The sequence below is a fragment of the Cytobacillus stercorigallinarum genome, assembly GCF_014836495.1.
GTDB classification, from domain to species: domain Bacteria; phylum Bacillota; class Bacilli; order Bacillales; family Cytobacillaceae; genus Cytobacillus; species Cytobacillus stercorigallinarum.
Genome location: NZ_JACSQT010000006.1, coordinates 250,536 through 265,413, shown reverse-complemented (window position 1 = coordinate 265,413; position 14,878 = coordinate 250,536). Strand labels below are relative to the sequence as shown.

At 36.8% G+C, this 14,878-nt stretch carries 11 protein-coding genes and 2 pseudogenes; 5 read left to right on the top strand and 8 right to left on the bottom strand.

Annotated elements, in window-relative coordinates:
* Positions 1–160: 160 nt before the first annotated feature.
* From H9655_RS14040 to H9655_RS14030, 3 genes are all read right to left on the bottom strand, one after another.
* Positions 161–355, bottom strand: coding sequence for a twin-arginine translocase TatA/TatE family subunit (locus H9655_RS14040; protein WP_191815026.1), 195 nt, complete (start codon positions 353–355; stop codon positions 161–163).
* Positions 356–557: 202 nt separating this feature from the next.
* Positions 558–1,199: a cell wall hydrolase gene (locus H9655_RS14035; RefSeq protein ID WP_191815024.1), complete on the bottom strand. Its 642-nt coding sequence runs from the start codon at positions 1,197–1,199 to the stop codon at positions 558–560.
* Positions 1,200–1,890: 691 nt separating this feature from the next.
* Positions 1,891–2,415 carry an RNA polymerase sigma factor gene (locus tag H9655_RS14030; protein ID WP_191815022.1) on the bottom strand — a complete coding sequence of 175 codons (525 nt, stop codon included), beginning with the start codon at positions 2,413–2,415 and terminating at the stop codon, positions 1,891–1,893.
* A 701-nt stretch (positions 2,416–3,116) separates the two neighbouring features.
* Between H9655_RS14030 and H9655_RS14025 the strand changes: the two genes are divergently transcribed.
* Positions 3,117–7,439, top strand: a complete 4,323-nt coding sequence (locus H9655_RS14025; RefSeq protein WP_191815020.1) for a S8 family peptidase — start codon at positions 3,117–3,119, stop codon at positions 7,437–7,439.
* 73 nt (positions 7,440–7,512) lie between these two features.
* Here the strand turns inward: H9655_RS14025 and H9655_RS22470 are convergent.
* From H9655_RS22470 to cudC, 3 genes and pseudogenes are all read right to left on the bottom strand, one after another.
* Positions 7,513–7,593: pseudogene (locus H9655_RS22470) on the bottom strand (YjcZ family sporulation protein); the annotation flags it as partial.
* A 114-nt stretch (positions 7,594–7,707) separates the two neighbouring features.
* Entirely contained in the window at positions 7,708–7,812 is a 105-nt protein-coding gene (locus H9655_RS14015; protein WP_191815018.1) for a YjcZ family sporulation protein, read from the bottom strand.
* Positions 7,813–8,205: 393 nt separating this feature from the next.
* Positions 8,206–8,772 carry a choline uptake/conversion transcriptional regulator CudC gene (gene cudC / locus H9655_RS14010; RefSeq protein WP_191815015.1) on the bottom strand — a complete coding sequence of 189 codons (567 nt, stop codon included), beginning with the start codon at positions 8,770–8,772 and terminating at the stop codon, positions 8,206–8,208.
* A 483-nt stretch (positions 8,773–9,255) separates the two neighbouring features.
* On the opposite strand from cudC, the gene H9655_RS14005 reads away from it, so the two are divergent.
* The 3 genes and pseudogenes from H9655_RS14005 to H9655_RS13995 all read left to right on the top strand — a co-directional run bounded on the left by H9655_RS14005 (position 9,256) and on the right by H9655_RS13995 (position 12,251).
* On the top strand, positions 9,256–10,509 hold the full coding sequence (locus tag H9655_RS14005) for a quaternary amine ABC transporter ATP-binding protein (RefSeq protein WP_191815014.1): 1,254 nt from the start codon (positions 9,256–9,258) through the stop codon (positions 10,507–10,509).
* A 2-nt stretch (positions 10,510–10,511) separates the two neighbouring features.
* Positions 10,512–11,367 (top strand): annotated as a pseudogene (locus tag H9655_RS14000) (ABC transporter permease).
* Positions 11,364–12,251, top strand: coding sequence for a glycine betaine ABC transporter substrate-binding protein (locus H9655_RS13995; protein WP_191815009.1), 888 nt, complete (start codon positions 11,364–11,366; stop codon positions 12,249–12,251). Before H9655_RS14000 ends, H9655_RS13995 begins: the two are co-directional and overlap by 4 nt.
* 50 nt (positions 12,252–12,301) lie before the next feature.
* Here H9655_RS13995 and H9655_RS13990 read toward each other — a convergent pair whose 3' ends face one another.
* Together H9655_RS13990 and H9655_RS13985 are read right to left on the bottom strand one after the other, a co-directional pair.
* A complete protein-coding gene (locus tag H9655_RS13990) occupies positions 12,302–13,822 on the bottom strand; it encodes a flotillin family protein (RefSeq protein WP_191815007.1) in 1,521 nt (506 codons plus the stop codon).
* 14 nt (positions 13,823–13,836) lie between these two features.
* Positions 13,837–14,361: a hypothetical protein gene (locus tag H9655_RS13985; protein ID WP_191815005.1), complete on the bottom strand. Its 525-nt coding sequence runs from the start codon at positions 14,359–14,361 to the stop codon at positions 13,837–13,839.
* Positions 14,362–14,538: 177 nt separating this feature from the next.
* Here H9655_RS13985 and H9655_RS13980 point away from each other — a divergent pair, with 177 nt between their 5' ends.
* Positions 14,539–14,838 carry a hypothetical protein gene (locus H9655_RS13980; protein WP_191815003.1) on the top strand — a complete coding sequence of 100 codons (300 nt, stop codon included), beginning with the start codon at positions 14,539–14,541 and terminating at the stop codon, positions 14,836–14,838.
* The last annotated feature ends 40 nt before the right edge of the window (positions 14,839–14,878 follow it).

Genomic DNA, 14,878 nt, shown 5'->3' with positions numbered 1-14,878 from the left:
TCTTCCATCCTCAACGTGTTTTGATAACATTTTATATCCCCCACATAAAATTGATTCCATTCAATTATACAAAAAAACTTGTAGACTTGGTCTAATTCTTAGACTTTGTCTACAAGCTGAGCTGACATAGGATAGATGTCAGCCAACTTCTAGTTGAAATTTATTTCTCTAAATTGTTTTTCTTCTTTTCATTATGATCGTCATCATCATTAGCTAATCCTTTAGCAGAGTTTTTAAACTCCTTCAACGTTTCTCCCACTGCTCGTCCAATTTCCGGTAACTTCTTCGGGCCAAAAATAATGAGTGCCAGTACCAGTATAAGAATAAGACCTGGTATACCTATATTTGATAACATAGTATCACTCCTTTATGTAAGACATAACGTAAGATATTATTTATATTTCAATTCCCATTATAATTGAACACTACATAAAGGCAAGCAAATTCCTTATAGTAACCCTTTTTTAACACTACAAAAAGAGCCTAAAGTGACTGCTGTCACTTTAGACTCTTTTATTCTTAGTTCATCTTCGTTCAATAAGATAGAAGGGTTTGCTTTACATCGAAAAACGGTGATTACCGATTTCTGTAACAACTTCTCTCGTATTCAACCAAGATTGCGGTACAATTGTTGGGTTGTGGAAAAAGACCGTTTCATCTGGCAATGCATGGTTTTTCATTGCTTGTTTTACTGCTTTTTTTGCTTCTTCATCTGCAGGCTTGTTAATCGAACCATTATCAACAGGTTGAAATTGCTTATTTTCATAAATCACACCTCGAATGGTATCAGGAAAACGATCATCCTGCACTCGATTGATCACAACTTCCGCTACAGCTACCTTTCCTTCAAACGGTTCGCCCTTCGCTTCTGCATGGATAAGTCTTGCTAAAAGATCTTTCTCCTCAGATGTTAACGAAATGTCAGGCTTCTTTTCTTTCTTTATTTTATCCTTTACTTTAGGAATGATAAGCTTATCACCTTTTTGAATCGGTTGATCTTCTAGATGATTCATCATTGTTAATTCTTCCTCAGACACTTCTAATTGGTCAGCAATGGAAGAAATGGTTTCGCCCTCTTTAACCTCATATATATCATAGACATCTAATGTCTCAGCAAAAACGCGTAAATCAGCAAATTGGATGAAATGGACTAAAAACAATGTACTTGCTGCAAAAATAACTGCAATCAGTTTCAACATCTTTTCCTCCATTCATATATACAATGAACTCAAAATAACAAAATTAAGACTAACATGATAGAAACCCTACTTCAAACGCAATGTTTTCCATGGTTAAGCAGGAGATTTCTCCCATTTTTATTTAAACTAGCATGATAACAAACATCTGCTGTAATAATGGTGGAAATAAAAATGACAATAAACCAAAATGTGGGGGTAGCAGTAAATGCTGGGTGAGATTCATCCGTTTTAGAATGATGACCCTTTGAACCTGATCTGTTTCATATCAGTGTAGGAACATATTTAAAACATTTTATATGTTTTTGATATGCGCCCATAGTGAATCCTTTAGGCGTTTTTTTTCCTTCAAAACGAATGAATAGGAGAATGATAAGATGGTTCATATGGTTTCTTTTCGTCGTATTCTATTAGCAAGGTTGCGGAAATTCCAGTGAAGATGCTCAAATGGTGGGTTCAGTGCGCTGTTGAATAGTCAGTGATTGATTCTTTAATAAAAATTGAAGAAGCTATCTTGTTATCAGATACGATTTATGTGTTATGAAACAAACCAACGACGGTTAAAGAGAATTAACCATCAGCCATGAAGATATCACCTTGAGTTCGCAATTTCTATCCTTCAAGAAAAGAATCAGACGATTGTTGGAGTGTAACGCTTTTACATTAAATATGATGACAAAAAATAAGCCATCTATCATAATAGATGGTAATGATCCCCATATGTGTTTTTCCAAATTTTCTTTAACGATTTAATCGCCCTCGTCGTTGTAATTCTTACCTTTTCCTCACTCCAACCTAAAATTTCTGCTGTTTCTTTAATCGTAAATTCTTTTATCTTTCTTAAAACGAGCACTCTTCGGTAATTCGTTTTCAAATGATTCATTGCCTGATATAACGCTGTGACTCCCTCCCCTTGAATAAATTGATCTTCCGGAATAGCATTAATTTTTTTCCAATCTTTATTTAAACATATCTCATATTGAAACTTCTGTTGTTTTCTAATAAAATCTATCGTCGTATTTTTAGCAATACTAAATAACCAACTATGAATTTTGTCTTGATGCTCCACTTGGTTCTTTGACAAAAAAGCTTTAATAAATGTTTCTTGCATTAAATCTTCCGCTGTTTCTTGTTGCTCAATCATTGAATAAATGAATCTAAAGATTTGATGATGATAAATACGATAGATATCAATAAATGATTGGCCGTGTGATTCCAACCCCTTTTCATCCTTTCTTTGTGTTTCCTTATATTACAATTCAAATGAAACATAAAATCTCCTTCTTTTTCTTCTCTAAAAAAAGCGACAAGTTTTTTCTAGAAAATTAGACAAGATTGCTTTCAGTTTTAAATGAAACTATTTTCCTAATACAAAAAACTTTCCATATCCTCCGTACTAATTTTCCTAGTCGCTTCTTATTTAGTTCCTTTTAAGTGAAACAAACCTTGTATACACTTTTTTCACTCGTCTGTCTGCTCATATTTAGTTCTTTTCAATCATAAACCAGATATCAATCTACTCTTCTCTTACTATTGACCCTAAACTTATGACCACCTTCAAAAGTTTTATGAAAAATTGTAAGATTTTCCAACATAATTACCTTTTACTTAATTTTCTAAAAATCCACCCAATTACTTGTACTTTTTGAGTAAAACGAGCAAAGAATCGGCAAAATTTCTCATGCGATTGGATTCAAATGTACTAATTATCGTTTTGTTCGCTATTACGATTAACTCATTTTAAAAAACGAACAAAGAAATTCGACATTTTCCGACAACTTTGAAACCCTTCGTTAGCTAGAGTGTTAATCATAAGGAGGGATACTTTTCTTTTAAAAGTAACCGCTCCTTCAACATACGAGGAGGTGAATAACAAGGAGCATCAAATATTAATGAAAACATTTTTAGGAGGGGAATTACTTGAAGCAGAAAAGAAAAAATGGTTGGTTTCGTCTACTAAGTATGGCTATGATCGCTTTCTTAATCGTGCCAATGATGTTTCCTAGCATCAGCTCTGCTAGTAATAAAGGTGTAAATACCTCTGTTGCAAAGTCAGGTAGCGAAGTAGCGGAAAACAAAATTAGCAAAACGTTGAAGAAAGAATTTAAAGAAGAAGAAAAAGTAACATTTTTAGTTAAATTTAAGGAAAAAGCTGATCCTCAAAAATCAGCACAAAAAGCGGAAAAAACTGCAAAGGCTCAAAAACAGTCTGCTGCACAAACAAAATATATGAAACGTTCAGCAATTGTTTCAGATATGAGAACAGTGGCAATTGAATCACAAGAAAATGTACTTTCTTATCTTGAAAAACAAGAAAAGAAAGGGGACGCTAAGGAAGTTCAATCTTTCTTTATCGTAAATGCGGTTGCTTTGACAGCAACTAAAGAGGTAATGGAGCAAATCGCTACTTTCCCTGAAGTGGAAAAAATTCTACCAAATGAAACAAGAAAGCTACATACACCAACGGTAGAAGAACAAGCAAAAGCGGAAGAAGCTGGTAAGATCAATAATATTGAATGGAATATTGATCATATCGGAGCACCTGCTGTTTGGGAAATGGGAATCGATGGTTCAGGTACAGTTGTTGCTTCCATTGATACAGGTGTGCAATGGAATCACCCAGCATTAAAAGAGAAATATCGTGGGTATGATGCTGCTAATCCAGATTCTCCTGATCATGAGTACAATTTCTTTGATGCTGTTAATGGCAATGAAGAAGCTTATGATGACCAAGGTCACGGTACACATGTAACTGGTACTATGGTTGGTTCTGAGCCAGACGGTGGCAACCAAATTGGTGTTGCACCTGGCGCAGAATGGATTGCTGCTAAAGCATTAAATTCTGCCGGTAGTGGTTCTGATGTTCAATTAATTGCAGCTGGTGAGTGGATTTTAGCCCCTACAGATGCTGAAGGGAATCCAAACCCAGCAATGGCGCCAGATGTTGTTAACAATTCTTGGGGCGGCGGTCCTGGAATCGATGATTGGTATAGAGAAGTAGTTCAAGCATGGCGTGCTGCTGAAATCTTCCCTGAATTCTCTGCAGGAAATACAACTTTATTTAATCCAGGTGGTCCTGGTTCAGTTGCGAACCCTGGTAACTTACCAGAAGCGTACACAACTGGAGCAACGGACATCAATGATAACCTAGGAAGCTTTTCATTATTAGGTCCTTCTCCTTATGGAGGAATTATTAAACCAGATATTTCAGCTCCTGGTGTAAATATTCGCTCATCCGTACCTGGCAGTGGATATGAAGGTGGCTGGAACGGTACTTCCATGGCAGGTCCACACGTAGCAGCTGTTGCAGCACTTCTACGACAAGTGAATGCAAGTTTAACCGTTGAAGATCTGGAAGAGATTATTTCTTCTACTGCTATACCTTTAACAAATGGAACATATACAGAAGTACCTAACAATGGCTTCGGGCATGGCTTAGTAAATGCATACGATGCTGTAAACTCAATCTTAGATGGACTGGGGACAATTAAGGGTACTGTTGCTAAAGATGGCGAAGATGAAGAAGCACCGACACTTGAACATGAAGCAATTGACGAAACTTATGCTGGTATGGATTTATCATTAGAGGTTTCGGCTGCTGACAATGTAAGTGTAACAAATGTAGCAGTTGAATATACTGCTGCAGATGGAAGCACAAAAACTGTTACTGCTACACGTGACAGTGGAGATTACAAATCTGGCACGTATAGTGCAGTGATTCCAGGTGATGACATTGATGAACCTTCTGTCTCCTATAAGTTCATTGTGACTGACTTTGGTGGAAACACTGTTGAAAGTGATATGTACGAAGTATCTGTATTACCTGGTATTACAGTTGGCTATTCAACAGACTTTGAATCCACACCAGCTGGCTGGACTTCTTTTGGTGCAGCGAATAACTGGGAGTGGGGTGTACCGACTACAGGTCCTGAAAGTGCTTTCTCTGGAGAAAAAGTATTTGCAACTGGCTTAGATAGTCAATATGCAAGTAACGCTAACATGACACTTGTTATGCCTCCTATCGATTTACCAGAAGGAAGTAGCTACTTACAATTTAAACAATGGTATAACATTGAAAACAATTATGATTATGGTCATGTTTTCGTCTCAACAGACCAAGAAAATTGGACTCAACTCGCTAGATATTCTAATCTTTCAAATGATTGGATTGATGGTGAGGTTGACTTAAGCGAATATGCAGGTCAACGGATTTATATCGGCTTTAACTTAACAACTGATGGTTCTGTAACAAGACCTGGTTGGTACATTGATGATGTTTCATTAACAGACACACCACTTGAAACAACAAAAACTGGAAAAGTTGCTTTAGAAAAGAAAGATGCGAAAGCTGAAGCAAAAAAAGATGCGAAACCAGTAAATGCAGATAAGATCCAACCTAACACTGAAAAAGCTACAGTTGAAAAAGGATCGGATAAAAAAGCAACTCCAATGTCTTTACCACTTGGTGCAAAAGTGAGTGTACTTGAATCAGGTAGATCTGTAAATACGAACCCGGCTGATGGTTCTTACCAATTGGTTCACGCTGCTGGTGAATATACCCTTTTAGCAGAAACCTATGGTTTTGTTTCTGAACAGCAAACAGTAAATCTTGAAGCAGATGGAGAAGCAGTTGCAAACTTCGTCTTAGATGAACTACCGCAAGGAACAATTAATGGTACAGTAACAAATGAAAGAACTGGCGAACCAGTTACTGGAGCTACTATCCTTCTTGTTGAAGATGCAAAAGTAACACCGGTTACATCAGATGAAAATGGTAACTACTCAATTACGGCTTATGAAGGTGAGTACACTCTACGTGTAATGGCCAACTCGTATTCAAGTAAAGATGTGACTGTCACACTTGATGAAGAAAATGTAGAAGTAAATATCGAACTAAAACCATTCATCGGTTTTGAAGGCGAAATCGGTTATGATGATGGTACAGCTGAAAACGCACGTGCATTCTATGATGCTGGCAATGGCTGGGCCGTTCGTATGAGTCTAGAAGAAGGTCAAGAATCTGCAATGGTTACTGGCGGTTTATTCCGATTCTGGGATACATCTTTTCCAACACCTGGTGGAACAGATTTCCAAGTTGCGATTTATGATGCAACAGAAAATGGTACACCTGGTGAAAAACTAGCTGGACCTATTGATGCAACAGCATTAAGAAATGGTGAATGGACACATGTCGATCTTGCCACTGAAGGTGTAACAGTAGATGGTGATTTCTTCATGGTTTATATTCAAACAGACCCTAACCCTAATGCTCCTGGATTAGGAACAGATGAAAATGGAGATAACGCTGGACGAAGCTTCCAATTAGTTGGTGGCGCTTGGTCAGCTTCACCTGCTGCGGAAGGAAACTATATGATTCGTGCGGTAGTTAACTATGAATTAACATCACCAACCATTACTTCCCCAACTGATGGAAGTTATACTAATGAAGAAACAGTAACTGTGGAAGGTTCAACACAACCAAATGTGGATGTTAAAGTGTACAATGGTGATGAAGAAGCTGGAACAACAACTGCTAGTGCAGAGGGTGAATTCAGCTTAGATGTTGAATTAAATGAAGGTGAAAATGTCTTAACTGCTACAGGTGTAAGCGAAGTTGGTGAAACGGATCCTTCAGAGCCAGTGACAATTACATTAGATCAAGAAGCTCCATCACTTGCTATTACTAGTCCTGAAGATGGTTCGAAAACGAATAAAGAAGCGGTGACTGTAGAAGGAACGGTTTCTGATGACCACTTAGATACTGTTACAGTAAATGGCCAAAATGCAAATGTATCTGATGGTACATTCTCAAAACGTATTTTATTAGATGAAGGTACAAACGAAATTACAGTTGTTGCTACTGACGAAGCGGGTAACTCTTCGACTGAAACTGTAACAATTGAAGCCAAATACTCAAGCCTTGATATTGAAAATCTTCAACCTGGTGAAGATAGAGAATTAGCAGCTGGTCAAACAGTGAAAATTGAATTTGACAGCGAGCCAGGCTTAAAAGCAACATTTGCATTAAAAATGCCTTTAACAAACTTACGTGCACAAACCACAAACGTAAATGACCTACCAATTATGGAAACATCTCCAGGTCATTATGTTGGTTATTATACTGCTACTTCTAATGTAGTAGCTCCTGGTGCAGAGATTGAAGTCACTGTTAAAGATACCTTTGGCAATAAAACGACTGAAATCGCTGAAGGAAAACTTTATATTAATGCACCAATAGATTAATAAATTTGCCGATTGAATAAAAAAGAGGGAGATGCCTTAATTGGCATCCCCTCGATTTTTTATCACTTAGCAATTATCTAAAACAAGCCGCTCCAACGATGATTAAAAGGATGAATAATACAACGATCAGTGCAAAACCGCCACCGAAACCGCCACATCCGCCACCGTATCCGTAACCGCCATAACCGCAGCCACCACCGTAACCATACATAAAAAGATCTCCTCCTATTTTTTATATTTACCCTTTTATTCCAAAACCTTTAGGTGATTAGCAGAAGCCACCGTATCCCCAAGAAGCTCCAATAATCACTAACAAAATAAATAAAACAACTAGGAGTGCAAAGCCTCCACCGTATCCAAATCCTTCTGACATTTGAATAACCTCCTTTATCTTGATTCTATATATCCTATTCAACTAACCTAATATGTGCGATAGTCAAATGCACATTTTTAGGGCAAATAACTATTAGGCTTATCCTTAGTAGATGATTTTTTCCTTCTCACTAGTCTTGGACCGTTATATCCAAAAAAGAACCTTTACCATTTCAAGTTGGTTCGTTTGGTAAACATAGCGATTATCGTCTTCTTACGACAACTAAGCGACATTTCTTAAACCGTTAGCATTATTATGTATCCGCTTTTTCTTCGATTTAGTACTCACTTCTTTTTTTCTTCTGACTCGATGCTGCACCCTCTTCTCTGTCTTTTACACTATTCATTCATAAAAAAAGCCACAACAACAATGGCTGTGACTTTAAAACGGTTATTAAGATTTTCGTTCCTTTGGAACTAACTGAAATATCTCTCCAGACTCAAAGCTATTCACTAATCTTCCTAACCAATCATAATAATTTAGTGCGTCGTGTAATTTTGTTACATCTTCACGGGCTGCCGCTAGTACTTCTTCTGGGACATTTCCCTCTTCTAATAATTGGTTCATTTCCTTTAATGATTTCTCAATAGCTGAAATATTCATTGAAATGCTAGGTCTCCATTTCGTTGTAAAAAGATCAACAAAAGTTTGATGCCAATCTTCTTCTGCTTGATATTGATCTTTTCTCGACCCTTTTTTCCATACTTTTTCTACCATTTTTAATTCTAATAAGTTTCTCACAGAGGTACTCATACTGGTTTTACTCATACCTAGTTCTTCTTTCATTTCGTCTAACGTCATTGGTTCTGCTTGAAAATATAATAAACCATATAACCTACCTACAGATGGCGTTATCCCATATAAATTCATATTTTGAGAAATGGTTTCAATTACTCTTTCTCTTGCTTTGTCTAACCTTTCTTCATACATTTTATCATCATCACACCCATTTAATTTCATTGATAATTATTATTGATCATTAAATGCTAACTAAAACCTGCCATGACAAGAAACTTACAATTTTAGCTTATCATTTTTTTCCCCCTTGTAAAGAGAGCATAACAATTGAAATATCGAGCATTACAGAGCATTTATAAGAATTCACTGTATACAGTTCGTACAGTTTTTACTGTATGAACTATATTATAGAATATGCTAATATATGAACTTTGCTCTTATTTCTTTAAACTCCTACAATTAAGAAGGTCGTAATTCACAGGAAAATAGAACGAGGATTCATAATTAAGAATGATGGAATTTGTCGTATTTCGTAGATTTGGTTACAAAAAAGTTAATAAAACGACAGTTAGATTCCATATATTTCATAAAGTAGGTAACTACAAATAGTACTTAATGATAGCGTAAGAAAAAACATATTTCATTCGACTATGATCCAAATCCTGTATAAACAAACAACATATACAAGTTAAACGAGGTGAAACAATGGATGAGAGAGCAAAAAAAATTAGCGTGAGTCAAGTATCTAAAATATTTGGCAAAAACACTAAAAAGGCCACTCAACTCTTAAATGAGGGTCAAAGTAAAAATGAAATTCTTAAACAGACCGGTGCAACAATTGGTGTTAACCAAGCCAATTTTGATGTTTATGATAGTGAAATCTTCGTCATAATGGGACTTTCTGGTAGTGGTAAATCTACATTAGTAAGAACCCTCAACCGACTCATCGAACCAACAACTGGAGACATACTTATTGATGGAAAGAACATTACAAAAATGTCCAAGGATGAACTAAGAGAAACAAGAAGAAAAAAAATAAGCATGGTTTTTCAGAAGTTTGCCCTACTCCCCCATCGTACCATTCTAGAAAATACAGAATATGGTTTAGAAATTCAAGGAATGGCTAAGGATCACCGTAAACAAAAAGCACTTGATGCATTGAAACTTGTTGGTCTTGAAGGTTATGAGAATCAATACCCTGATCAACTAAGTGGTGGTATGCAACAACGTGTTGGGTTAGCAAGAGCTTTAGCAAATGATACAGATATTTTATTAATGGACGAAGCATTTAGCGCCCTTGATCCATTAATCCGAAAAGATATGCAGGATGAACTCCTTGATTTACAAAGCTCTATGGCAAAAACGATTGTTTTCATTACACATGACTTAGACGAAGCGCTAAGAATCGGAGATAGAATTGCATTGATGAAAGATGGTGTCATTGTACAAATTGGCACACCTGAAGAAATTCTGATGAACCCATCTAATCAATATGTTGAAAGATTCGTAGAAGATGTTGATTTATCAAAAGTACTTACAGCTCAACATGTAATGAAGCGAGCTGAAACCGTGCAGATAGATAAAGGACCAAGAGTCGCCCTACAATTAATGAAGAAACTGGGCATTTCCAGCATTTATGCTGTTGATAAAAAGAAAAATATTCGTGGTATTGTCCATGCATCCGCAGCAAAAGAAGCAGTTGATTCAAGAAAGACCATCGAAGAGATATTAGATACAAATTATCAAACAGTAACGGAAGATACCGTTCTGACAGATCTCTTTGATATTGTCTCTACTGCCTCGATTCCTGTAGCTGTTGTAAACGAAAATGGCCGCTTGAACGGTATTCTCGTTCGAGGTGCAGTAATTGCAGCACTCGCAGGCAATAACGAAGCGATTAATGATTTTGAACATGATACAAGTACAACTCAAGATCAATCTAATAAGGAGGTGTACTAATCATGGAAGAAAGCTTTATTCCTAAAATTCCGGTCGCTAGCTGGATAGATGCCTTTGTTGATTGGCTTACCGTTACTTTTGCAATTGTTTTTGATGGTATTACCATTGTACTTGAGGCGATTGTAAATGGTATGAATACAGTATTAATGGCTATCCCAGCATTGATTTTAATCATCATTTTAGCATTACTCGCGTGGAAATTAGCTAGCAAGGGCATTGCACTTTTTACATTGATTGGACTGTTATTAATACAAAATCTCGGCTATTGGGAAGGTATGTTACAAACCCTATCCCTTGTCTTAACATCTGTTATTATTACCGTCATTATTGGACTACCAATAGGTGTTTGGGCTTCACAAAAAAGAACGGTGCGACAAATTGTTACACCAATTCTAGACTTTATGCAGACAATGCCGGCATTTGTTTATTTAATTCCGGCAATATTCTTCTTTAGTATTGGGGTTGTACCAGGTGTTGTTGCCTCCGTTATTTTTGCCGTACCACCGACGATCCGTTTAACCATTCTCGGGATTCAACAAGTCCCGACCGACATTATTGAAGCAACTGAAGCTTTTGGATCAACTGTAAAACAACGATTACTAAAAGTACAACTACCGTTAGCAACACCGACGATTATGGCAGGTATTAACCAAAGTATTATGCTTTCTTTATCAATGGTTGTTATCGCATCAATGGTAGGTGCACCAGGTTTAGGTGCGGATGTTTATCGTGCAGTAACGCAGATCCAAATTGGTACAGGTTTTGAAGCAGGTCTTGCGATTGTGGTTATGGCTATTATCCTTGACAGGCTTACTCAAAATATAGGAAAGAAAAAAAACTAGGGGGAATATAACATGAAGAAAAAATGGCTCTCTTACTTAATGGTTCCAGCTGTCGCATTAGGATTAGCAGCATGTGGATCAAATGAAACAGACGAAAATGCCACTATAGGAGATCAGGTTGATTACGAAATCATCGGGATCGATCCTGGTGCTGGCATTATGAAAGCGGCAAATACAACACTTGAAGAATATGAATTAAGTGATTGGACTTTAGTTGAAGGCTCAAGTGCGGCAATGACAGCCTCATTGAAAAAGGCTTATAATGCTGAAGAACCAATTATTATTACAGGCTGGAGCCCACATTGGATGTTCTCGGAATTTGATTTAAAATATTTAGAAGACCCTAAAGGGACTTTTGGAGAAGAGGAAAATATCCATACAATCGTGAGAAATGGTCTAGCTGAAGACAAGCCAAATGCTTATCAAGTATTAGATGCTTTCAATTGGACTGAAGAACACATGAATGATGTTATGGTGAAAATTTCGGAAGGACAAAAGCCTGAAGAAGCAGCGGCTGAATGGGTTGAGAATAACCAAGACCTCGTATCAGAATGGACTGAAGGCGTTGAATCAGTTGATGGTGATAAACTTAGCTTGGGCTATGTTGCTTGGGATACTGAAATTGCAAGTACAAATGTTATCAGTAAAGTTTTAACTGATTTAGGTTATGATGTTACTCTTAGTCAAGTTGAGGCAGGACCAATGTGGACTGGTGTTGCTGAAGGTAGCCTTGATGCCCATATTGCTGGATGGTTGCCTTTAACTCATGCTGATTATTATGATAAATTTGAAGGTAAATTTGAAGATCTAGGTTCTAACTTAGAAGGAACAAAATTAGGAATCGTTGTACCTGAATATATGGATATCGATTCAATTGAAGATTTAAAAACAGCTGAATAAAAAGATTAAAACAGCAGTGAGTTCAGGCTCACTGCTGTTTTTTCCTACTATTACGCTTCTTTTTTATGATTTTCGGTTTTAATATCCATGCCTAATTGCTCAATGCTTTGCTTAATATTAGATTTGCCTGAGAAATTTTCGATTAATTCTTTAATATCCAAGCCTGACGATGCTTTAACAGATTCTTGCATCGTGGTCATTAAGTCAGTGGCATAGCCTGTCACTTTATTCGCTCCACCTTTTGCGCCACTACCAGTATCTACAACTGTAATTTTATCAATATTAGATAGCGGACTTGCCACTTCTTTCGCATATGCTGGTAACATTTGAATAACCATATCCATAATCGCAGCATGCCCATACTGCTCAAATGCCTCTGCGATTTTTCTTTTTGCTTCTGCTTCTGCTAAACCTTTCAAGCGGATAATTTCAGCTTCTGACTCCCCTTGTGCCTTTTGTGCTTCTGCTTTGGCTAACCCATCTGCACGTACTCTTTCTGCTTCTGCACGCGCCTCTGATTCTATTCGATATTGATGCGCATCTGCTTGCGCAATTTGTTTACGTTTTTCAGCTTCTGCTGATTGTTCCACTGAATAACGATCGGCATCTGCTTTTTTCTTTACTTCGGAATCATACTGTCTTTCTCTTCGAAGTATTTCTTTTTCTTCTAATTCAATTGACTTCTGTCTTTCAATAATTTTTATTTGCATTTCATGTTCAGTTACTTCTTGTTTAGCTCTCGCTGTTTCTAAATCATAGGCTTGGTCAGCACGCGCCTTAGCGATATCTTGATCGCGACGATAATCAGCCATTTTCATTTGATTCTCTTTTTCTGCCTCAGCGATTTCAGTCGCTCTTTCTAATTCTGCTTTTTGTGCATCTTTATCAGCTTCTGCTCGCTTAATTCTCGTTTCTTTTTCTGCTTCTGCCGTAGCTATGTCTGCATCTCTTCTCACCTGGGCAATCCTCGGTTTACCTAATGAATCCAGATAGCCATTTTTATCTCTTACATCTTTGATTGTAAATGAGACGATAATTAAACCCATTTTCGCTAAGTCTTGCGAAGCGACACGCTGCACTTCTTGCGAAAATTTATCACGATTTTTATAAATTTCTTCGACTGTCATTGAACCAAGTATGGAGCGCAAATGACCTTCTAATACTTCTTTCGCTTCGTTTTCACGATCTTCTTTCGTTTTCCCTAAAAATTGTTCTGCAGCTGTAGCAATTTCACCAATCGAGCCACCAATCTTAATAATCGCCGTTCCATCTGCCATTACAGGAACACCTTGTTCGGTATAAACTTCTGGTGTTGAGACTTCTAATTTACTTGATAATAAGCTAAGAGGTTCTGCTTGCTGGAAAACAGGTAAGACAAACGCCCCTCCACCACGAATAATTTTAATACGATTACCCGCTTCATCTACATGTACATTCTTAGTGCCCAAATAACTACCTGTCACAATTAAAGCTTCATCTGGTCCAGCAGTACGATATTTCGTAACAAAAATTCCTAATAGCGCAACAATTAAAACCGCTACAATTCCTATAACAACCCATATTAAAAGCATAAGTTTCTCCTCCTCTATATCTGGTCATGTGTCGTAACAATGACTCTACTTTCTTTTACTTCAATGACTAATACTTTTTCGCCATCAGCGATTGCTTTTCCGTTTAGGCTTTCAGCTGTTTTAGAAATTCTACCTGAATAGCTCTCAATCAATACTTCACCATAGCCCTTTTCTGGAATGGGTATGATGATCACTCCCACCCGTCCTCTTAGCGAGTCTTCTGAATAGACAAGTGATTCTTCAGCAGAAGACATTGGAACAAGGATAAACACATTTAATAATACGGAAAAAATAAAGGCAATAATTATAGAGATTAAGGCAATGGGAATGCTATTCATCGTTGTTAATACTTCTAATAAATAGCCACTTGCAGATAAAAAGACAATAAAAGCAAGAATCAATATTGGATTAAGAAAAGGACTAGCCTCCTCTATTCCCCCTAATGCATCCCCAAAAAAGAATAAAAGAATAATTAGTACACCTGAGATCACCAACGCATACAAATACAGTGTTTCAATGGATAGATTAAAAACTTCCATCATCATCATCCTTGTTTTTTATACTTTCCTTTCTTTCACACAAATCCACACTCCCCCTCACATAAAATAGGTTATAACATACATACGAATGAGCGGGCGATTGGTTTCAAATTTTTCATTATTTGTCATGATTTTCTTCTACTTGAATATGTTGAATATTGAATAGGAGGGAACTACTTGACACGTCAAGAAAGGAATAAAAAGCAACTTTTTAATTTAAACAGAATACTTATTCTTCTCATCACACTGATGATTACTGCTATTATTGCACTTTACTTTTATAGTAGAAGTATAATTGTTATCGAAGCACCTAAGACTGATTATGGTGAGAAAATCGTTGTTCAACTACCTTCAGGACAAAAAGTATTTACTTATGAAAAATTGGTAGTAAAGAAGGATGGTAAGCTAATATATCAAGGGGAACATCAAACAATCGCATTAACTGGAGGTAAAATTAAATATGAGAACTGGGATTGACAACAAGTGTCATAGTCATTTACGATAAGCAAAAATCATG